Annotated in this window: 18 protein-coding genes and 3 pseudogenes; 9 read left to right on the forward strand and 12 right to left on the reverse strand. The window is 74.3% G+C overall.

What is annotated here, in order from left to right; genetic code table 11:
- Positions 1-114 precede the first annotated feature (114 nt).
- The 8 genes and pseudogenes from ABD946_RS34060 to ABD946_RS34095 form a co-directional block, all read right to left on the reverse strand.
- Positions 115-1,314: a DegT/DnrJ/EryC1/StrS family aminotransferase gene (locus ABD946_RS34060; protein WP_345289528.1), complete on the reverse strand. Its 1,200-nt coding sequence runs from the start codon at positions 1,312-1,314 to the stop codon at positions 115-117.
- On the reverse strand, positions 1,301-2,800 hold the full coding sequence (locus ABD946_RS34065) for a hypothetical protein (protein WP_345289530.1): 1,500 nt from the start codon (positions 2,798-2,800) through the stop codon (positions 1,301-1,303). Before ABD946_RS34065 ends, ABD946_RS34060 begins: the two co-directional genes overlap by 14 nt.
- Entirely contained in the window at positions 2,800-3,777 is a 978-nt protein-coding gene (locus ABD946_RS34070) for a GNAT family N-acetyltransferase (RefSeq protein ID WP_345289531.1), read from the reverse strand. The genes ABD946_RS34065 and ABD946_RS34070 overlap by 1 nt, the downstream gene beginning before the upstream one ends.
- A gap of 128 nt (positions 3,778-3,905) precedes the next feature.
- The gene (locus tag ABD946_RS34075) at positions 3,906-4,400 is read right to left on the reverse strand and encodes a glycosyltransferase (RefSeq protein ID WP_345289532.1); all 495 of its coding nucleotides are present in this window, start codon (positions 4,398-4,400) and stop codon (positions 3,906-3,908) included.
- Between the two features lie 154 nt (positions 4,401-4,554).
- Positions 4,555-4,980, reverse strand: a pseudogene (locus ABD946_RS34080) (glycosyltransferase); the annotation flags it as partial.
- A 24-nt stretch (positions 4,981-5,004) separates the two neighbouring features.
- Positions 5,005-5,292 carry a hypothetical protein gene (locus ABD946_RS34085; protein ID WP_345289533.1) on the reverse strand — a complete coding sequence of 96 codons (288 nt, stop codon included), beginning with the start codon at positions 5,290-5,292 and terminating at the stop codon, positions 5,005-5,007.
- The gene (locus ABD946_RS34090) at positions 5,289-6,734 is read right to left on the reverse strand and encodes a tyrosine-protein kinase family protein (RefSeq protein WP_345289534.1); all 1,446 of its coding nucleotides are present in this window, start codon (positions 6,732-6,734) and stop codon (positions 5,289-5,291) included. Before ABD946_RS34090 ends, ABD946_RS34085 begins: the two co-directional genes overlap by 4 nt.
- 239 nt (positions 6,735-6,973) lie before the next feature.
- Entirely contained in the window at positions 6,974-8,098 is a 1,125-nt protein-coding gene (locus tag ABD946_RS34095) for a glycosyltransferase family 4 protein (RefSeq protein WP_345289535.1), read from the reverse strand.
- Between the two features lie 332 nt (positions 8,099-8,430).
- Here ABD946_RS34095 and ABD946_RS34100 point away from each other — a divergent pair, with 332 nt between their 5' ends.
- From ABD946_RS34100 to ABD946_RS34130, 7 genes are all read left to right on the forward strand, one after another.
- Complete coding sequence (locus ABD946_RS34100; RefSeq protein ID WP_345289537.1) at positions 8,431-9,495, forward strand: glycosyltransferase family 4 protein; 1,065 nt, start codon at positions 8,431-8,433, stop codon at positions 9,493-9,495.
- A gap of 104 nt (positions 9,496-9,599) precedes the next feature.
- On the forward strand, positions 9,600-10,364 hold the full coding sequence (locus ABD946_RS34105; protein ID WP_345289538.1) for a slipin family protein: 765 nt from the start codon (positions 9,600-9,602) through the stop codon (positions 10,362-10,364).
- Between the two features lie 97 nt (positions 10,365-10,461).
- On the forward strand, positions 10,462-11,109 hold the full coding sequence (locus tag ABD946_RS34110; RefSeq protein WP_345289539.1) for a thiol:disulfide interchange protein DsbA/DsbL: 648 nt from the start codon (positions 10,462-10,464) through the stop codon (positions 11,107-11,109).
- 256 nt (positions 11,110-11,365) lie between these two features.
- Entirely contained in the window at positions 11,366-12,175 is an 810-nt protein-coding gene (locus ABD946_RS34115; RefSeq protein WP_345289540.1) for an ABC transporter permease, read from the forward strand.
- Complete coding sequence (locus ABD946_RS34120; RefSeq protein ID WP_345289541.1) at positions 12,165-13,373, forward strand: ABC transporter ATP-binding protein; 1,209 nt, start codon at positions 12,165-12,167, stop codon at positions 13,371-13,373. Before ABD946_RS34115 ends, ABD946_RS34120 begins: the two co-directional genes overlap by 11 nt.
- A gap of 4 nt (positions 13,374-13,377) precedes the next feature.
- Positions 13,378-14,577, forward strand: a complete 1,200-nt coding sequence (locus ABD946_RS34125; RefSeq protein WP_345289542.1) for a glycosyltransferase family 4 protein — start codon at positions 13,378-13,380, stop codon at positions 14,575-14,577.
- 77 nt (positions 14,578-14,654) lie between these two features.
- A complete protein-coding gene (locus tag ABD946_RS34130) occupies positions 14,655-15,533 on the forward strand; it encodes an aminoglycoside phosphotransferase family protein (protein ID WP_345289543.1) in 879 nt (292 codons plus the stop codon).
- Between the two features lie 198 nt (positions 15,534-15,731).
- Here ABD946_RS34130 and ABD946_RS34135 read toward each other — a convergent pair whose 3' ends face one another.
- The 4 genes from ABD946_RS34135 to ABD946_RS34150 all read right to left on the reverse strand — a co-directional run bounded on the left by ABD946_RS34135 (position 15,732) and on the right by ABD946_RS34150 (position 18,941).
- On the reverse strand, positions 15,732-16,475 hold the full coding sequence (locus ABD946_RS34135; protein WP_345289545.1) for an SAM-dependent methyltransferase: 744 nt from the start codon (positions 16,473-16,475) through the stop codon (positions 15,732-15,734).
- A 4-nt stretch (positions 16,476-16,479) separates the two neighbouring features.
- Positions 16,480-17,643 carry a glycosyltransferase gene (locus ABD946_RS34140; RefSeq protein WP_345289546.1) on the reverse strand — a complete coding sequence of 388 codons (1,164 nt, stop codon included), beginning with the start codon at positions 17,641-17,643 and terminating at the stop codon, positions 16,480-16,482.
- Between the two features lie 37 nt (positions 17,644-17,680).
- Positions 17,681-17,977: a hypothetical protein gene (locus ABD946_RS34145; protein WP_345279377.1), complete on the reverse strand. Its 297-nt coding sequence runs from the start codon at positions 17,975-17,977 to the stop codon at positions 17,681-17,683.
- Positions 17,978-18,053: 76 nt separating this feature from the next.
- Entirely contained in the window at positions 18,054-18,941 is an 888-nt protein-coding gene (locus ABD946_RS34150) for an alpha/beta fold hydrolase (protein ID WP_345279379.1), read from the reverse strand.
- A 121-nt stretch (positions 18,942-19,062) separates the two neighbouring features.
- On the opposite strand from ABD946_RS34150, the pseudogene ABD946_RS34155 reads away from it, so the two are divergent.
- Both ABD946_RS34155 and ABD946_RS34160 read left to right on the forward strand, forming a co-directional pair.
- Positions 19,063-19,810, forward strand: a pseudogene (locus ABD946_RS34155) (glutamate racemase).
- Positions 19,811-19,912: 102 nt separating this feature from the next.
- A pseudogene (locus tag ABD946_RS34160) lies at positions 19,913-20,330 on the forward strand (phosphatidylglycerol lysyltransferase domain-containing protein); the annotation flags it as partial.

A 20,330-nucleotide genomic window follows, 5' to 3' on the forward strand; every position in this document is an offset into this window, starting at 1 on the left:
CCAAGCCAGTTCACCTGATCCGCGTAACCGGGGCACCGGTGTGCGAGGCCCGAAAACACACCCGCCCGGGGCCGTGGCGGCCCCGGGCGGGTGGGTGGGCGGGCTGACCGGAGGTCAGATCCCGGCGGCGCGCAGGCGCTCCGCATACGGCTGGATCCGGGCCACCGCCTCGGCGGTGCGGCGCACGGTGGCGGCGTCCATGTGGGTCCAGAGCGGGACGGTCAGCACCGAGTCGGCCAGCCGGTCGGTGACCGGCAGCGCGTCCGCCTGCCCGAGGTGGGCGTAGGACTGCTGGCGCTGCACCGGCGGGTGGAAGTAGCGCCGGGTGTCGATGCCCTCGGCCTTGAGCGCGGCGGCCAGCTGCAGGGCGGTCAGACCGAAGGCCTCGGCGTCCAGGATCATGGTGAGGTCCTTGAACGTGGAGACGTCGCCCTCCTCCGGCAGCGCCAGCCGCAGGCCCGGCAGGCCGGCCGTGGCCCGGGCGAACTCGGCCACCAGCGCGCCCCGGTGGGCCACCCGCTCGGGCAGCCCGGCGACCCAGGTCAGGCCGACGGCCGCGTGCAGCTCGCTCATCCGGGCGTTCAGGCCGGGGAAGAGCGTGTTGTAGTCACCGGGGTTGCCGTAGTCCCGGCCGGTGCGCAGGGTCTTGGCCAGCGCCGCGTCCCGGGTGGCCACCAGGCCGCCCTCACCCGCGACCGCGACCTTGGTCGGGCTCATCGAGAACACCTCGGCCAGGCCGAAGTTGCCCACCGGGACGCCCTTGCGCTTGGAACCGAAGCCGTGCGCGGCGTCGTAGACCACCGGCAGCCCGGCCGCGTCGGCGATCCGCTGGATCTCCTCGGTCTGGCAGGGCGTGCCGTAGACGTGGGTGGCCATCAGGGCGGCCGGGTCGTCCGCCGCCTTCAGCCGGGCCTCGGCGTCCGCCGGGTCCAGGGTGATGTCCTGCTCGCGGGCCTCGGCGAACAGCGGGGTACCGCCCGCCCAGTGCGCGGCGTGCGCGGTGGCCGAGAAGGTGAAGCCCGGCATCAGCACCGGACGGCCGCCGCCCACCCCGGCGGCCTGGAGCACCAGCATCAGGCCGGCCGTGCAGTTGGAGACCGCCACCACGTGCGGCACCTCCAGGAGTTCGGCGGCCCGCTCCTCCAGCTCGGCCACGGTGCGGCCGTTGGTCAGCATGCCGCTGTCCAGCACCGTGCCGAGCCGGGCCAGCAGGCCCTCGCGGTCCGGCACCTGGACGCGGGTCAGCGGCAGGCCGTCGGGGAAGGCGGGAGTGCCGCCGAGGAAGGCGGGCGCTGCGGTGTCAGTGGTGGTCATGGTCGGTTCGATCCCCCCAGGGTCGAGGTGGTGGCGCGGCTTCGGAACGGGCCGGGGCGGCGACGGGCACGGTGCCCCACTGGCCGGGCTGCACCCGCCAGACCGGAGCCCGGGCCCGGCGGCGCGGTGCCGCCCGGTCGGTCTCCGGCAGCGGGACGGCGAGCAGCACCAGCACCAGCGGGAGCACCTGGACCCGTTCGCGGGAGAGGATGCCCAGGTTGTTGATGGTGGAGAAGGCCCAGCAGAACAGCAGGGTGTAGACCAGCGCGTACGCGATGTACGAGCGTTTCAGGAACAGCCGGGGGAGCTGGCGCATCCGCGGCCAGCCGCGGATGAACATCACCAGCAGCGCGAAGCACTCCACCGACTGGAACAGGCTCTGGATGTTGGAGGCCTCGAACGGGAACGGGCGGAACAGCACGCTCACCACGGCCATCGGCAGACCGGCCGGATTGAGGCTGAAGGCCGGTGCGGCGTCCTCCGGAGCCGGCGCGTTGATCATCGAGTTGCCCTGCGAGGTGCGTCTCGAGGTCTCCGAGAGCACCTGGTTGACGGCGTCGCCGCCGCCCTGCCCGGAGGTCCCGAAGAAGGTGTTCACCTGTTGCAGCATCAGCATCACCATGGCGCCCAGCACCGCCACGGTGACCACCATCCGCAGCGGGCCCAGCGCGCTGACCTCCTTGGGCCGCTTGCGCAGCACGTACGCCACGGTGAGCCCGGCGCCGGCCAGCACGGTGACGTGCGGACGGACCATCGCGGTGCCCAGCGAGCCCAGCCCGATGAAGACGAAGGCGCCGAACTGACGGCTCAGCAGCTTGGCCACCCCGTAGGTGGTCAGGCCCAGGCAGAACATCATCCAGGCGTCCTTGCCGATGCTGGACGGCCAGAACAGCAGCGAGGGCAGGAAGAAGACCAGCTTGGCGTAGCGCCGGGTGTCCGCCTCCGGGAAGGCGATCTGCAACGCCCGCCAGAACAGCAGCAGCCCCCAGAAGCCCAGCCAGGAGAACACCAGGAAGCCGCCGACCAGGGACGGGCCGGTGATCGCGTACACCACCCCGGTGACGATGATGATGAAGCCGGTGCCGGCCACCTTCATGCCCAGGTCGTAGTGGATGCCGGCCGAGAAGTCCGCGGTGTCCAGGAAGTAGGCGAGCTCGCTGCCCTTCTGGTGGTACATCTTGGCGTCCGCCGCGCCGCCGTAGAGCACGAAGGCCATCAGGTAGCGGGGGAACGCGCAGAGCAGCTTGAGGGCCATGGCCAGCATCAGCAGCCGGAACACCCTGGGCTGCGGGTTGTTCGCGGCCACCCGGGCCAGGATCGGGGTCCCTATCGCCATCAGGGCGGGCAGCACCAGCAGCGCCCCCCAGGTGTCGTAGCTGGTGTGCACCATGGTGAACACGAAGACCGTGACGTAGGTGCAGACCAGCCCGCCGGCCACCAGGGTCGACCAGGGCACGACGGGCGACCGCAGCGCCTGCCGGAGCATCAGAAGACCTCCAGGTCACCGAGGTTGAACCGCCAGGCGCCGAGCTCCGGCGGCACCGCCCCGGCCGGGGTGCGGGCGGCCAGCCGCATGCCGGTGCGCGGCGCCCGCAGGTAGCCGGAGCGCGGGGCGGCCGCGGCCGCCTCGGTGCCGGCCGCGAGGTGGGTCGCCACGTGGTCGCCGCCGGAGCGGGCGGCGGCCCGCAGCAGCTCGGCGGCCGCCCGCCGGTCGCCCGGGCGGACGATCACGTCGGCGAGGGTGAACTCCACCAGCGGGCCGCGCCGCCGGGGGCGGCCGAATGCCACCCCGGCCAGCTCGCCGCCCCGGTGACAGGTCATCACCCGGTAGTCCAGCCCGGGCGCGTCGCCGTAGCGCCAGCGCAGGTAGGGCTCGGTGCGGGCCACCGCGAGGCGGCCGTCCGAGGCGTCCGCCCCGGCCCGCTCGCGCAGCAGCTCCGCCAGGCCGTCCGGTGCGCCGGAGCCGAACCAGTCGGCGGCGGTGGGCAGCGGACAGACCACCGGCCCGGTGGCGGCGGCCTTGCGGGCCAGCGCGGCCCGCGCGCCCCTGGCGAAGGAGAGCGGCCGGGCGATCCGCAGCGAGACGGGCACCTGGCCCAGGTCCTGCCAGCCCATCTTGAGGTAGCCGGGCAGGCTGTTGCCGTTGGGCGTGTTGAAGACCAGCTCGGCCTCGGAGGAGACCTGCTCCAGCAGCTCGGTGGTGAGCCGGCGGAAGATCCCCCGGCCCTGGAAGTCCGGGTGGGTGGCGGTGTCCACCGGGCGCACCGCGCGGACCACCCGGTCCACCGCCCGCCACTCCCAGCGCAGGAACAGCCGCACCCCGACGATCCGCCCCCCGGGCGTCACGGCCACCAGACCGGGGCTGGCCCCGAAGGGGTTGCGGTGGTGCTTCCACGCGAAGAAGTCGGCGCTGCGGGTCCCGGTGGGGCCGCCCGCCAGCGATGCGGTCAGCAGCTCCAGCACCGCGGGGGGTGTCCGCCCCGTCCAGCGGTCGGTAGCTCAACTCGACGGCGTCGTCCCGGAGTTGCTCGGGGCTCGCGCTCACGATGGTTCGGTCTTCCTCTCGGAGGGGCAGGGCGGCGGGGCGAGGTTCAGCTCCGCAGCACCCGCTCGTACACCCGCTCGACGGCCTGCTGGGCGCCCGCCACGTCGAAGGACTCCGAGCGCCCGCGGGCGGCCTCGCCCATCCGCTCGCGCAGCCCCCGGTCGGCCGCCAGCTTCCCGAAGGCCGCCGCCAGGCCCGCCGGGTCGGCCGGCTCCACCAGGAAGCCCTCGACGCCGTCGTCCAGCACCTCCGGCATCCCGCCCACCCTGGTCACCACCGAGGGCAGCCCGCTGGTCATCGCCTCCATCAGCGCCACCGGCAGCCCCTCCTGACGGGAGCTCAGGGTGAACGCGTCGAAGGCCGGCAGCAGCTCCGGCACGTCCGGCCGGGAGCCGGCGAAGACCACGCCCTCGCCGGCCGCGGCCTTCAGCTCGGCCTCCAGCGGCCCGGAGCCGATCAGCACCAGCCGGGCCTCGGGCCGCTCCTGCCGCAGCCGCTCGAACGCGGCCAGCAGGGTGGCCTGGTCCTTCTTCGGCGTCATGTTGGCCACCGTGCCGAGGACGAACGCCCCCCTCCGGCAGCCCGAGTTCGGCCCGGGCCGCCCGCCGGGCCGCCGGGCCGCGCGCCGCGCCGCCCAGGTCCGGCCCGTGGTGCACCACGGTGACGAAGTCACCGGGCCGCCGCCGGGCGGCCGGAATGCTCGCCGCCACCGCGTGCGAGACCGCCACCACCGCGCGGTTGCGCTTGTACGTCAGGGAGTTGGCCCAGCGGGTCTCCCGGCGGTACCGCTCCCAGACGTTGTGCTCGGTGTGCACCAGCACCGGCCGCCGGGAGCCCAGGGTGAGCAGCCGGGCGGCGGCCGCCGGGACCGGCATGTGCGAGTGCACCAGGTCGTACCGGCGGGCCCGCAGCAGCGCCCGCAGCCGCAGCGGCCAGCGCCGCCCCGGCCCGAGCAGGTGCACCGTCACCCCGGCCGCCTCCAGGGCCGGCACCAGGGCGTCCTTCCACGGCAGCACGTAGGCCACCTCGACCTCGTACCGCGAACGGTCGGCGTGCCGGGCGCAGTTGACCAGCAGCTGCTCGGCGCCGCCCCGGCCCAGCCCCTTGGCGAGCCAGAGCACCCGGACCTTCCCCCCCCTGGTCGGTCACCGGTCCTCGCCCTCCTGCCAGGCCGCCTCGTTCACCGGCTCCGGGCCGCGCCGGGCCCAGGACGGCGAGGACCGGTGGCGCGGGCCCTCGGCCCGCTGCTCCTGCGGGGGCACCGGAGCCGCCGGGGCCGGTGCGGCCCCGGGCACGGCGGACGCCTGGGCGGCCAGCCCGTCCCGCTTGCGGCGGCCGGACGGGCCGATGGTGCCGAGCAGCGCCACACCGGCCACCGGCACACCGGTGCGGGAGAGCAACTCGCTGACCCGGTCCGCCTGCTCGGGCGTCACGTTGCCGCCTTGATGGTCACCAGCACCGCGTCGGCGTGCTGCACCAGGTCGTAGGCGTCGTTGGCGTGCAGCAGCGGGGAGCTGTCGATCAGCACCACGTCCGCGTGCCGCCGGGCCCGGCGCAGCACCTCGCCGGCCCGCAGCACCAGCGCGGCCGGGTAGGCCGTGGTGTTGCCACCGGTGATCAGCCGCACGCCGTCCACGTTGGTCCGCCGGATCAGGTCGTCCAGCTCGGGCAGCTGCTCGCCGCTCAGCAGCTCGGCCATGCCGGGGCCGTCGCCGACCCCGAAGTGCTCGTGCGCCTTCGGGTGCCGGAAGTCGCAGTCCAGCACCAGGACCTCGCGACCGGTCTCGGCCAGCGCCGCCGCCAGGTTGGCCACCGTGGTGGTGCGCCCGTCGCCGCTGCGGCCGGACATCACCAGGATCACCGGGGCGGGCTGGGCCAGCCGCCGGGAGACCAGCTCGGCCGGGTTGAGGTTGCCGTCGGCCAGCTGCGCGGCCAGCGCCGGCGGGCCGGTCAGCAGCAGGGTCGAGCGCAGCGAGCGGAACGCCTCGGCCCCCGGATCGGACGGCCGGGCCACCACCAGCGGGTCGCGCAGCCGCCGCAGGCGGGTGGAGAGGTAGGGGATCTCGCCGATCACCGGGAGGTTGAACGCCTCCTCCGCGCCGTTGCGGGTGCGCAGGCGGGTGTCCATCCGGCTGAGCATCAGCGCGGCCACCACGCCGAGCGCCAGGCCGAGCACCACCGCGAGGGTCAGCCGCAGGCCCCGGCTCGGCGAGGTCAGCAGGTTCCCGCCGAGCTCCTTGGCGTCGATCGAGCCCCACTGCTGGACGGCGTCGGTCTGGCTGACGGCCTGCAGGTCGCTGATCGCGGTCAGGGTCTTGGTCAGCGAGTTCCGAGCGGCCGTCAACTGCGGGTCCAGCTTGGGCTGGTCGGCCGGCTTGGCGCTGTAGAACTCCTGCTGGAGCTTGTTGACCTGGTCCTGCTGGGTGGCGCGCTGCGCCTCCAGCCGCTTGATCGACTCGCTCGCGCTCTTCGCGGTCTCCTGGCTGTAGCCCTTGATGGTCGCCTCGGCGAACGCCCCGGCGGTCTCCACGCAGCTCTTGCTGGTCGGCCCGGTGACGGTGAACTCGAGCATCGTCGGCGAGGCCGCCGCCACCTTCCGGCGGGCCACCAGACCGGCCACGTCGGTGATGTTGAGCGTCTTCGCGGCGGCCGTCGACACGTCCGAACCGGCCGCGTACGAGAGCACCTGGTCGGCCCGGACCGCCTCGCCGGCCCCGGCCACCGGGGTGATGGCGACCTTGCACTGCCATTTCCCGTTGTCGACGGTGTCGCCCGTCGGGGTGAGCAGCAGCCCGATGATCAAGGCGGCCACCGTACAGCCGACCAGCAGTCGCCAGTAACGTCGCAGTACGGTGAAGTGGTTGGCCGGTTCCACCGGTTGGATCCCCTCGCGTTCGTGGTGCATGCGCCGCGCCGACCGGCCCGGGTCGGGTCCGGGTCGGCTCCGCACGGTCTGCTGGCCGCTCGCCTGGTGGCGTGCAGCGGCGCGGGCCCCGCCCCCCAGCGTGGACCCGTCTCCCCGGGCACGATGCTTGCGGCACCTGACGTGCGGCGCAAGCACTTTCGCCAATCTGATGCGCGATCTCGTCCGGGGACCGAGAATCGCCCCTCTCCTCAGCGCTTCCCGAGCGATCTCTCGTAGAACTCGACCATCTGCCCGCAGACCTGAGGCAGGGTGAACTTGGTCAGGAACCGGGCCCGGGCCGCCTTCGCCCGCAGCTGCGCCGCGGAGCGGTCCTCCAGGGTCTCCGCCAGCGCCGCCGCCAGCGCGGCCGGCCGCTCCGGCGGCACCAGCAGCCCGTAGTCCTCCGACCCCACCGTCTCGCGCAGCGCCGCCACGTCCGCGGCCACCAGCGGCACCCCGACGCCCATCGCCTCCATCGCCGCGCTGCCCAGCCCCTCCCAGCGCGACGGCACCGCGAACGCGTCCACCGCCGCCATCAGGTCGAAGACGTCCGAACGAGGCCCCAGGAACCGCACGTTGCCCGCCACCCCGGCCAGCTCCCGCAGCCTCGGCGTCTCCGACCCCGCGCTGCCCGCCAGCAGCAGCACCGCCTCCGGCTGCCCGGCCCGTACGGCGGGCCAGGCCTCCAACAGCACGTCAAGACCCTTCTGGTACTGCTGCCGCGCCGCCGCCAGCACCACCGGCGTGTGGTCCGACAGCTCCAGCCCGGCCCGCACCGCGTCCCGCCGCTCCTGGCTCACCGTGCCCAGCAGCTCGGTGTCCCGCCCGCGCGGCACCACGTCGATCCGCTCCGGATTCACCTTCAGCCGACGGGCCATCACCTCGGCCACGTGCCGGGTCAGCGCGTGGAACCGGCGGGTCCCCTGTGCGGTCGTGGCGTCCACCGCCTGGGCCGCCCGCACCTTCCACGGGCTCAGGCCCCGGGCGTGCAGGTGCTCCGGCCCGTACGAGGAGTTCACCAGACTGGAGACCACCGGCGTCCGGGTGGACAGCGCCGCGGCCCGGCCGAGCACGTCCGACTCGTAGAGCGTGGTGTGCACCAACTCCGGGCGGCGGTCGCGCAGCAGCCGCCGCAGCGCGGCGTACTCACCGGCCCGGCCCGAGGCGTGCACCCCGAACACCTCCGCCCCCGCCGCGGCCAGCTCCGGCTGGAACCCGCCCGGCGACGGGCGCAGGTACGCCACGTCCAGCTTCACCCCGGCCCGCACCAGCTGCGGCGCCATCGCGACCAGGCCCTGCTCGGCTCCGCCGATCCGGCTCACGCTGTCGATCACATAGAGCACATGCACAGTGGCCCCCCACCCAAACACTGACAGGCGGTCAGCATCCCAGGCCAGACCCGCCCACCGCCACCGAATCCCCATACTGTGAACACCCTGGGAACCGAAGCGTCCGCAGGCGCAGCGCGGCCACCCGGGGGCGCGAGCCGGCAGGTGGTCACCCCGGGGGCGCGAGGAACTGCGCGAGTACGGAAGGCGGACCAGCGTGAGGTCGGGGCAGGCGAGCCAGTTGCAGCACGTGCCGTTCCCCTGCGCGCAGTTCCCCGCGCCCCCGGGATCACCGATTCGCCAGTGGGAAGCCTTCCGTGTGTGCCAGGTTGGGCGCCATGGCTGAGCCGAGGGTGTTGCATCTGGTCACTGACCCGCGGGGCCGGGGGGCCCAGAACCTGGCGCGGGACCTGCACGGGGAGCTGCTGCGCAGGGGGGTGCCGTCCACGCTGCGTTCGTTGCAGCCGCACGTCGACGCCCCCGCGCCGCACGACGCCCCGCCGTTGGGCCCGTCCCGCTACCACCCCAGCACGCTGCGGGCGCTGCGCGAGGCGGCCCGCACCAGCGACGTGGTGATCGCCCACGGCTCCAGCACCCTGCAGGCCTGCGCCGTGGGCCTGTTCGGCTCCCCGACCCCGTTCGTCTACGTCAACATCGGCGACCCGCGGCACTGGACGGCGAGCCCGGCCCGCCGCCTGCGGGTGGCGGCGTTCCTGCACCGGGCCGCCGCCGTCTCGGCGATCTCGGACGGTGCCCGCGACGTCCTGCTGCAGCGCTTCCGGCTGCCCGCGCAGCGGGTCCGCACCATCCCGAACGGCCGCGCCGCCGACCGCTACCGCCCGGCCGCCGACCAGGCCGAGCGGACCGCCGCCCGCAAGGAGCTGGGGCTTCCCGCCGAGGGCCGGCTGGTCGCGTGGATCGGTGCGCTCGCCCCGGAGAAGCGTCTCGACGTGGCCCTCGCCGCGCTCGACCGGCTCCCCGACGTCCACCTGGCCGTCGCCGGGGACGGCCCGCTCAAGGGCAGCTACCAGCCCCACCCCCGTGCCCACTTCCTCGGGCGCCTGACCGACCCGGCCCCGCTCTACCGGGCTTCCGACGCGCTGCTGCTGAGCAGCGACAGCGAGGGCGTCCCCGGGGTGCTGATCGAGGCGGCGCTGGCCGAACTGCCCATCGCCGCCACCGACGTGGGCTGGGTCGGCGACGTGGTGCTGGACGGCACCACCGGTGCACTGGCCCGCCCGGGCGACCCGGCGGCGCTGGCCGAGGCGCTCGGCCGGGTGCTCGGCGGGGACCGCGCCGCGCTCGGCAAGGCCGCCCGCGAGCACGCCCTGGGCCGCTTCGACCTGGCCGTGGTGACCGACGCCTGGCAGCAGCTCGTCCACCAGGTGGCCCGGCGGCGCTAACGATCCGTCAAGACCGCCGTCGCACCCCTGTCGTGCGGCCGGGCCCGCGCGCATACTGACCCGGCGGTTCCGCCAGTGCGGCGGCCGCAGACGGGGAGGACGTCATGGCAGTCCTGGCGATCCTGGTGGGCTTGGGCCTGGTGGCCCTGCTCTCCAGCGTCCGGGTGGTCCAGCAGTACGAGCGCGGCGTGGTGTTCCGGCTCGGCCGGGTCTCGGGGGAGCCCCGGCCGCCGGGGCCGACCCTCCTGGTCCCGGTGATCGACCGGATCCGCAAGGTCAACATGCAGATCGTCACCATGCCGGTGCCCGCCCAGGAGGGCATCACCCGGGACAACGTCTCCGTCCGGGTGGACGCGGTGGTCTACTTCCGGGTGGTCGACCCGGTCCGGGCCACCGTGGACGTGCAGAACTACGCCTTCGCGATGTCCCAGGTGGCGCAGACCTCGCTGCGCTCGATCATCGGCAAGAGCGAACTGGACGACCTGCTCTCCGGCCGCGAGGGCCTGCACCACGGCCTCGAACTGATGCTGGAGAGCCCGGCCACCGGCTGGGGCGTGCACATCGACCGGGTGGAGATCAAGGACGTCGCGCTGCCCGACTCGATGAAGCGCTCGATGGCCCGTCAGGCCGAGGCCGACCGGGAGCGGCGGGCCCGCATCATCACCGCCGACGGCGAGTTCCAGGCGGCCGCCAAGCTGGCCGACGCGGCCCGGCAGATGGACGAGACGCCGTCCGCGATGCAGCTGCGCCTGCTCCAGACCGTGGTCGAGGTGGCGGCCGAGAAGAACTCCACCCTGGTGCTGCCCTTCCCGGTCGAGCTGCTGCGCTTCTTCGAGCAGGCCGCCGCCCGCCCGGAGCCGCGGGACTGACGGCCCGTCACCGGCGGTTGGGCCGTCCGGGCGAAGAATCCGCCCGGACGGCCCGTCGGCTCGCCGCTCCTCCCGCGGGCTGGAAGCATCGGCCCACGTGAAGCAGCTCATCCGCACCGCCGTCCTGGCCACCGCCGCCGCCGGACTGCTCGCCGCCCCCGTCACGGCCGGTCAGGCCACCGCAGCCCCCGAGGTGCCGCACGAGGGAGGGTACGTCGGCCGGGTCGACAACCCGGGCCCGATCCGGGCGGTCAAGCAGGAGGCCGTCGAGTTCTTCTGGTACGACTGCTACCACTCGCGGCAGCTCGAACTCCCGCTGGAGCGCTGGTCGGCCAAGCACGCCTCGGACGTGACGCTGCGCCGGGTGCCGGCGGTCTGGGCCGGAGCGCCGGAGGAGCGGGTCCAGAAGGGCCACGCCCGGCTGTACTACACCCTGGAGAAGCTCGGCAAGGTCGACGAGTTCCAGGTGGCCGCCTTCAAGGCGGTGAACGTGGACGAGCAGGACGTCATCACCGAGGACACCGCCACGGCCTGGGCCGGCACGGTCGGGCTGGACGCCGAGAAGTTCCGGGCCGCCTACCGCTCGGCCGAGGTGCGCGACCTCACCGAGGCCGCCTCCGGCCTGATGGCGAAGTACAAGGTCGACGAGCTCCCCACCGTCTTCGTCAACGGCGACCGGGCCAAGCCCAGCAAGAACGGCGGAGTCGAGGGCATGCCCGCCGCCCTGGACGCCCTGGTCGACTGACCGGAAGCAGTGCGTCGAGAGCCGGGACGGTCACCGTCCCGGCTCTTCTTCACGGATCCGCCCCCTGCCTCGCACACTCTGTGCCAGAGTGTGCGCTGCGGCCGAACCGGACCGGGGAACTCCCCTGGCGGCGGCCGGTATCACTCGGCACCGGAGAAGGCGGGGTTCCGTGGGGGGACAACGCGCGCAGGTCCTCGATCAGCGCGAAAACCAGACTGAGGCCCGGCGGCCGGGGGCCGAGGGTCCCCCGCCCGAGTTGGTCTTCAAGCGGCGGCTCCGACCGGCCCAGGTGGCCCGGGAGCTGCTGGGGGCACGCGAGTTGGTGCGCGCCCTGGCCGAGCGCGACCTGCGCGCCCGGTACAAGCAGGCGGTGCTCGGCTTCGCCTGGGCGGTGCTCACGCCGCTGGCGCTGTGCGCCATCTTCACGCTGGTCTTCCAGCGGGCGGTCAAGATCGACACCGGCGGGGTGGCCTACCCGCTGTTCGCCTACGTCGGCCTGATCGTCTGGCAGTTCTTCAGCAACACCATGAACCAGGGCGCGCTGAGCCTGGCCAACAACCTCAGCCTGCTCAACAAGGTCTACTGCCCGCGCGAGGTCTTCCCGCTGGCCACCATGCTGGTCGCCAGCGTCGACATGCTGATCGGCATCGGCGTGCTGGGCCTGCTCTTCCTGGCCTTCTGGACGGCGCCGGCCGCCACCTTCTTCTGGGTGTTCCCGCTGCTGCTGATCCAGCTGGCGTTCACCTACGGCGTGGCGCTGGTGCTCTCGGTGGCCGTGGTCTACCTGCGCGACGTCCGGCACCTGCTGCCGATCATCACGCAGATGGGCGTGTTCGCGACCCCGGTCGCGTACCCGCTCTCGCAGATCCCGCAGAAGCTCCAGGAGGTCTACGTGGCTTTCAACCCGCTGGGCGCGGTGATCGAGGGCTACCGGCGGGCGCTGCTGCACGGCCAGGCACCCGACCTCACCCTGACCGGGATCGCCGCGGTCAGCTCGGTGGTCGTGCTCTGCGGCGGCTACCTGGTGTTCAAGAAGCTGGAGACGGGGATCGCCGATGTCGCGTGAGCTGATGACCAAGAACCTCCCCCTGGGCACCGTCCGCACCGAGCACGTGTGGAAGCGGTTCAAGGCGGACCAGCAGCGGATGCTGCTGCGCGACAAGGTCGAGCAGGTCACCCGGAAGCTGCGCGGCGGCAAGGGCGAGGACTGGCGCTGGGCGCTGCGTGACATCAACATGCACATCGAGCCGGGCGAGGCGGTCGGCCTGATCGGCTCCAACGGCTCCGGCAAGTCCACCCTGCTGAAGATGCTCACCCGGGTCATGTACCCGTACGGCGGCGTGATCGACGTGCGCGGCCGGATCGGCGCGCTGATCGAGATCCGGGCCGGCATCCACCCGGACCTGACGGGCCGGGAGAACATCTACCTGTTCGGCGCGCTGCTCGGCCTCAAGCGCCGCGAGGTGGCCGGACGGTTCGACGACATCGTGGAGTTCGCCCGGCTCGGCGGGGCGATCGACCGTCAGGTGAAGTACTACTCCTCCGGCATGCAGATGCGCCTGGGCTTCGCGGTCGCCGCGTACCTGGAGCCGCACGTGCTGCTGGTGGACGAGGTGCTCGCGGTCGGCGACGCGGTCTTCCAGCAGCGCTGCCTGGACCGGATGCGCGAGGTGGCCGAGCAGGGCACCACGATCGTCTTCGTCTCGCACGACCTCCCCGCGGTGGAGTCGATCTGCCGCCGGGGCATCTGGCTGGAGCAGGGCACCGTCCGGGTAGACGCCGGGATCAAGGACGCGCTGGCCGGGTACCGGGACTCGATCGAGGCCCAGTCCGAGGCCACCGCCCGGGTCGGCGAGCCGCTCCAGCTGCTCAAGCACGCGATGGTCGGCGAGGGCCGGGAGAACCTCACCACCGACGAGCCGATGACCGTCGAGCTCACCCTCGGCGGCGACTACCGCGGCGACGCCACCCTGCACCTCGGCGTCAGCGAGGGCACCTCCAGCCCGATCTTCCAGATCAGCCACGAGATCCGGTTGAACGGCGAGGACCACCACGTCGCCTGCGTGATCCCCAACCTGCCGCTCCCGCGCGGCCGTTACACCCTCTGGGCGGGCGTGTACAGCATCGGCAAGACCGACGGCGGAACGCTCATGAGCTGGCACTCCGTGGGCCAGTTCGACGTCTTCGGACCGATGCTCGACACCCCGCCGCGCGCCGTGGTGCTGGCCGCGCCGGTCTTCGTCCCGCACCGTTGGGAGGAGTGAGCCGGTGACCGGTCTCCGGGTCCTGGTCCACCTCAACAACCTGGCGCTGGGTGGCGCCCAGTTGAACGCCGTGGACATCGCCCGCACCATGCGCGACCGCGGGCACCACCCGGTGCTGTTCGCCCAGGGCATCGACGGCCCCGCACCACTCGTCGAACTGGCCGCCTCGCACGACCTCGAACTGGTCGTCGAGGGCGGCCCGGACACCCCGAACCGGGTGGTCCGGCAGCGGCTCACCCGGGTCGCCGAGGAGCACGGCAGCCAGCTGGTGCACGCCTGGGAGGTGCGGGCCGCCCGCAACTCCTTCTTCGGGCCCGGCCGCCTCGGCCGGATCCCGGTGGTCACCACCTTCTACGGCATCCGGATGCTGCGCGGCCTGCCCCGGCATCAGCCCCTGGTGCTCGGCCTCGGCGCGATGATGGGGGAGGGGCGGGCCTTCGGCCACCGGGACGTCCGGCTGATCGAACCCCCCGTCAACACCCTCACCGACGCCCCCGGGGTGGTGGACGGCGAGGAGTTCCGCAAGGAACACGGCATCTCCGACGACGAGTTGCTGCTCTCCATCGTCACCCGGATGGTGCCCGACCTGGAGAAGGACGAGGGCGCGCTGCTCACCGCCCGTGCCGTCCGCGAGCTGGCCGACCCGAGGGTCCGGCTGGTCGTGGTCGGCGCCGGCCCCAGCCTGGACCGGATGCGCGCGGTGGCCGACGAGGTCAACGGCGACCTGGGCCGTCAGGCGGTGCTCGTCCCAGGGCAGTTGGCCGACCCCAGACCGGCGTACCAGGCCGCCGACGTGGTCCTCGGCATGGGCGGCTCCGCCCTGCGCGGCCTCGCCTTCGGCAAGCCCGTGGTGGTGCACGGCGCGGACGGCTACACCGCCCTGCACGAGCCCGGCCCGCTGGTCGAGCCGCACGCCTCCCGCTGCATGTACGGCTTCGGCGACGGCACCCGCCGCCCCGAGGTGCTGGCCGCCCAGCTCCGGCCACTGCTCGACGACCCCGCACTCCGCGCCTCGCTCGGGAGTTGGGGCCGCGACTGGGTGGTCGGCCGGTTCTCCCTCGACAGCATCACCACCGCCTTCGAGGAGCTCTACCGCGAGGTCCTGGCCACCCCGCCCGGGCCGTCCAGCTGGTTCCGCGACCTGGAGCAGATGACCAGGTTCGAGTACAGCAAGCCCACCGCCCTGCGGATGCTCGGCCGCTGACGGCCCGTCGGCCGACGCTTCGGCCGGCGGCGGGAATCCGTTGGACGCGGGCCCGCCCCGGCGGCTGGGATGGGCCCATGGGCACACGCATGAACCCTGACGAGTTCGACACCGACCCCGGCCTGGTGCGGAGACTGATCGACGGTCAGTTCCCGCACTGGGCCGGGCTCGCGATCACCCCCGTCCGCTCCTCGGGCACCGACAACGCGATGTACCGGCTCGGCGAGGAGCTGGTGGTCCGGCTGCCCCGCATCCCCGGTGCGGTCCCGGACGTCGCCAAGGAGCAGCACTGGCTGCCCCGGCTCGCCCCGCACCTCCCGCTCACCGTCCCGGCCCCGGTCGCCCTGGGCGCGCCGGTCCCGGACTTCCCCCACCCCTGGTCCGTCCAGCGCTGGCTCCCGGGGGCGAACCTCTTCGACCACCCCCTCGCCGACCTCGCCCCCGTCGCCCGCTCCCTCGGCGCCTTCGTCGCCGCCCTGCGCGACGTCCCCTCGGAAGGCGGCCCCGCCGGCTACCGGGCCGGGCCGCTGTCCGCCCGCGACGAGGAGGTCTGCGGCGCGGCCCGTGCCCTCGGCGCCCTGGTCGACCCGGCCGCCGTCCTCGCCGACTGGGAGGACGCCCTCGCCGCCCCCGCCTGGGACGGCCCCCCGGTCTGGACCCACGGCGACCTGCTGCCCGGCAACCTGCTCGCCCACGACGGCCGCCTCACCGCCGTCATCGACTTCGGCTGCGGCGGAGTCGGCGACCCCGCCTGCGACCTCCTTCCCGCCTGGGCCCTGCTCGACGCCGGCACCCGCCCGGCCTTCCGCGCCGCCGCGGCCCCCGACGACGCCACCTGGCTCCGCGCCCGCGGCTGGGCCCTCGCCTTCGCCCTCCCCACCTGGGCGCACTACCGCACCACCAACCCCACCCTGGCCACCATCGCCCGCCGGACAGTGGCCGAAGTGCTGGCGTGACCGGCGAGGGCGCGAGGAAGGTACGTGGTGTTGCCGGGGGCGCGAGGAACTGCGCGGGTCGGAAGGCGGCTCATCGGCAACTGATCCACCGTCAGCCAGTTGCAGGTGCTGCCGTTCCCCCGCGCGCAGTTCCTCGCGCCCCCGGGGTGACCACCTTCGCCAGCCCGAGGGTGCTGCGGTTCCCCCGCGCCCCCGGGATCACGCCCTGCGCAGGAGCAGTGTCGCGAAGCCCAGGGTGCCGCGGTAGCCGTTCAACCAGCCGTCGCGGTGCTCGGTGGCGGTCGCCAGGGCGTCAGCGGCGTCCGGGTGCTCGGGGTGGGTGAGGGCCCACTCCGTCAGGGAGCCGGTCCAGGACCACTCGTAGGCGTCCCACTCGGCCTGCGAGGAGACGTGGGCGTCGATCGGGGCCCAGCCCGCCCGCGTGATCCGGGCGACCAGCTCGGGCAGGTCGGTGTACTCCCTCGCGGGCACGCCGAGCGCTTTCAGTGCGGCGGCCTCGGGCTTCCGCTCCCAGAAACAGACGCCGAGCAGCGCGACCCCGCCCGGCCGCAGCAGCTCCCCGACGGCCTCCAGGGTCGGCTCCACCCCGCCGAAGGCGTGCTCGGTGCCGACGCACAGCACCACGTCGAACGGCTGCTCCGCCACCTGCTTGCGCACGTCCCGGTGGTGCAGCCCGATCCGCCGGGCCACCCCGAGCGCCTCCGCCCGCTCCCGCGCCCGCCCCAGCGCCGCGTCGTCCAGGTCCACCCCGACCGCCCGCAGCCCCGGACGGGCCGTCAGGGCGCGCAGCAGCCAGGCCCCTTCGCCGCAGCCCAGGTCCAGCAGCCGGCCGTCCCGGGCCGGCAGCGCCCGGGCGAGGAGCCGCTCGACCGACTCGTCGGAGAGCGGCGCGGCGATCGGGTGGTGGGAGTGGGCGATCCGGAAGCGCATGCGAGGGTCCATCGGCTCAGTCTGTCCGTGCCTGCTCGTCCGCCGCCAGGGGTTTGCCGTAGGTGCGGCCCTTCCACGCCGCGCCGCGCCCCCGCCAGTGCTGCACCGCCGAGTCCACCGTCATCAGCAGGTAGAGCAGTGCGGTGAACGGCAGCAGCAGCGCCGCCCACACCGGCTGCCGGTAGTACCGCACCATCGGCAGGTAGGTCCCGGTCATCAGGGCCCAGGCCAGGCCGCCGCACAGCGCGGTGAGCCCGCCGCCGGCCAGCAGGGCCACCGGCGGCACCAGGTACACCAGTGCCAGCCCCACCACCGTCCCCGCCAACAGCCAGACCGAGTGCCGCAGTTGGGCGTACGCGCTGCGCGACACCATCCGCCACAGCTGCCCCAGCTCCGGGTACGGCCGGACGCTGTCCACCTGCTCGGCCAGCCCCAGCCAGGTCCGTCCGCCGCCGCGCTTCACGGCCCGCGCCAGCGAGACGTCGTCGATCACCGCCCCCCGGATCGCCGCGATCCCGCCGGCCCGCTCCAGCGCCTCGCGCCGCACCAGCGAACAGCCCCCGGCCGCGGCCGCGGTACGGGAGCCGGGCCGGTTGCTCCACCGGAAGGGGTACAGCTGCGCGAAGAAGTACACGAAGGCCGGCACCACCAGCCGCTCCCAGCCGGTCACCACCCTCAGCCGGGCCATCTGCGAGACCAGGTCCAGCCCGTGCCCCTCGGCGGCGGCGACCAGTGCGGCCAGCGAGTCCGGGCCGTGCGCGATGTCCGCGTCCGTCAGCAGCAGGTAATCGGCCCCGTCGGCCAGTTCGACCCCGTGCCGCAGGGCCCAGAGCTTGCCCGTCCAGCCGGCCGGCAGCGGGGGAGGGGTGGTGACGGTCAGCGGCAGCCCGCCCGCCGCGCCCAGCCGGTGCGCCAGCTCGCCCGTGCCGTCCGTGCTGTGATCGTCGATCAGCACCACCCGGGCGGACCCCGGGTACCGCTGCGCCAGCACGCTCGGCAGTGACTCCGGGAGCACCTCGGCCTCGTCCCGGGCCGGCACCAGCACCACCACCGAGGGCCACCGCTCCGGCTCCACCCGCCGGGGCAGCCGCTGGTCGGTCCGCCAGAAGAACCCCTGACCCACCGTCAGCCACACCCAGGAGGCCAGGGACACCACCGAGACCCACAGCAGCACCGTCACCCTCGCCAGTCTGCCACCGGCCCCTGCCCGCCGAGCGTCACCGCACCGCCGGACGGGCGACCGCTGCCGGGTGCCGTGCCCTTCGCCGGTCCTCCCACTGGAGGGCGGCCAGGGAGACCAGCAGGCCGGCGATCACGGTGCCGGTCATCGTGCGGGCGACTCCGAAGCCCTCGACCAGGGTCCGGCACAGCAGCGCGCTCAGGGCGGGGAGCACCAGCATCGCCAGGACCCGCAGGTACCAGGGCAGTCGACGGGTGAGCACGACCGCGAGCAGGCCCGCCATGTAGGCGGGGGCCAGGAAGTACACCCCCGGGATCACCACGAACAGAATCACGCCAGCGATCAGCCCCACCGTGCCCACCCCCCGGTCCGCGACGGTCGGCACCGTCGTCGTCCGCCAGCGTGGCAGATTAATTGAACGTGTTCAAGTCTGCCGGATCGGGCAAGTCGAGGAAGCCCGCGACCAGCTCCACGAACCGGCCGGGCTCCTCCACCCAGGGCCGGTGGCCCGAACGGTCCATCAGTTCCAGCCGGGCGTGCGGGTAGAGCGCGGCCGCCGCCCGGGCCGGGGCGGTGCCGATCAGGCCGTCGGAGGCCCCGGCCAGCACCAGCACCGGCGCCCGTACCGCCGCCAGCCGTGCCAGCCGCCGCTCCTCGTCGGCAGGGGTGGCCGCGCCCGCGTAGTAGGCGGCGCGCAGCCAGGCGTGCGGGGAGCCGTGCTCGGGGCGGTGCTCGGCCTGCCGGGCGTCGTCCCAGTGGTGCCAGGAGAAGGGGTGCGTCCGCCGCCCCGACTCGGCCGCCGCCTCCCCGGTGAGCCCGCCCCCGGTGAGCAGCCGGTGGGCCTCGGCGGCGTCCGGGTACCAGGGCTCGCCGGAGCGGGCGGCCCGCAGCTCCGCGAGCTCCGCCTCGTCCGGCTCCCGGGCGGCCCGCCCCACCGGGGTGACCAGGACCAGCCGCCGCAACCGACCGGGGTGGGCGGCCGCGTACTCCTGGGCGATCAGGCAGCCGGCCGAGTGCCCGAGCAGGTCGACCGCCGGCAGGCCGAGGTGCGCGCGCAGCGCCTCGACGTCCCGGGCCTGCTCGGTGAAGGCCACCGTGCCCCGGTCGGCCGGTACCGCCGAACGGCCGGTGGCCCGGGGGTCGAGCAGAACCAGCCGCCGACGGTCCGTCAGGCCGCCGAGCCCGCCCAGGTAGCGCAGGTCCATCCCGGGGCCGCCCGGGAGCACCAGCAAGGGCGGCCCCTCGCCGAGGAGTTCGTAGTGGAGCGCGGTCCCGTCGTAGGAGCTGAAGGTAGGCATGGCAGGCACCCTCACACAGCGCGCCCACCCCGTGCCAACGCCCGTCCGGTCCTTGGAAGGCCCGCCCCGGAGCAGTCACCGGCGGCCGGGCGGCGGGGCCGGTCCAGTAGAGTCGTGAGCTGTGAAGATCGCACTGATGGACTCCGGAATCGGCCTGCTCGCCGCCGCCGCGGCCCTGCGGCGGCTGCGCCCCGACGCCGACCTGGTGCTCTCCTCCGACCCGGACGGGATGCCCTGGGCCCCCGGACGCCCGAGGACCTCAGCGAGCACGCGCTGGCCTGCGCGCGGGCCGCCGCCGAGCTGGAGCCGGACGCCCTGGTGGTGGCCTGCAACACCGCCTCGGTGCACGCACTGGACGCGATCCGGGCCGAGCTGGAGCCGCGGCTGCCGGTGATCGGCACCGTCCCGGCGATCAGCCGGCCGCCGCCCGGGGCGGCCGGGTGGCGATCTGGGCCACCCCCGCGACCACCGGAAGCCCCTACCAGCGCGGCCTGATCCGGGAGTTCGGCGGCTCGGCCGAGATCACCGAGGTGGCCTGCCCGGGCCTGGCCGACGCGGTCGAACGGGCCGACGCGGCGGACATCGCCGCCGCCGTGGCCGACGCGGCCTCCCGCACCCCGGCGGGGACGGACGTGCTGGTGCTCGGCTGCACCCACTACGAGCTGGTGGTGGATCAGATCCGGGACGCCGTGGACGCCCGGGGCTCCCGGCCGGTCTTCCACGGCTCGGCCGACGCGGTCGCCGCCCAGGCGCTGCGCCGGATCGCCGACGGGACCCCGGAGGGCTCCGGCACCCTGACGGTGCTGCACACCGGCCGCACCGCCGCGCTGCCCGCCGCCGCCCTGACCTACCCCGAGGCCGGCTGCTGACGGCCCTCGCCCAGGCCGCTGACCCCGGGGCCGGCCGCCCCGGAAAGTCCCTTGCCGGGGGCCGGGGCGGTGCCTACTCTCGTCGCAACGCGTCGAAGGAGGGCGATCGAGTGCTGGCTGGCCGAGGCCCGCGAGCACGCCTGGGCCCCCGCGGTGATGGGCGCCTCCGAGGAGGCCGGGGTGATCTACGCCCGGCACGGGCTGGACGCGCTGGAGCTGGGTGACGAGGCGATCGTCGAGCTGGACGAGTTCTCGCTGGACGGCCGGGCGATGCGGGTGGTCCGGCAGGCGTACAACCGGGTCAAGCGGGCCGGTACACCGTCCGGATCCGCCGGCACGAGGAGATCCCCGAGGCCGAGATGGCCGAGCTGGTGGAGAAGGCGGACCACTGGCGGGACGGCGCCACCGAGCGCGGCTTCTCGATGGCGCTCGGCCGCCTGGGCGATCCGGGCGACGGCCGCTGCGTGATGCTGGAGTGCCACGACGCCGAGGGCGAGCTGCAGGCGCTGCTGAGCTTCGT

Source organism: Kitasatospora albolonga (assembly GCF_039535905.1).
Taxonomy (GTDB): domain Bacteria; phylum Actinomycetota; class Actinomycetes; order Streptomycetales; family Streptomycetaceae; genus Kitasatospora; species Kitasatospora albolonga.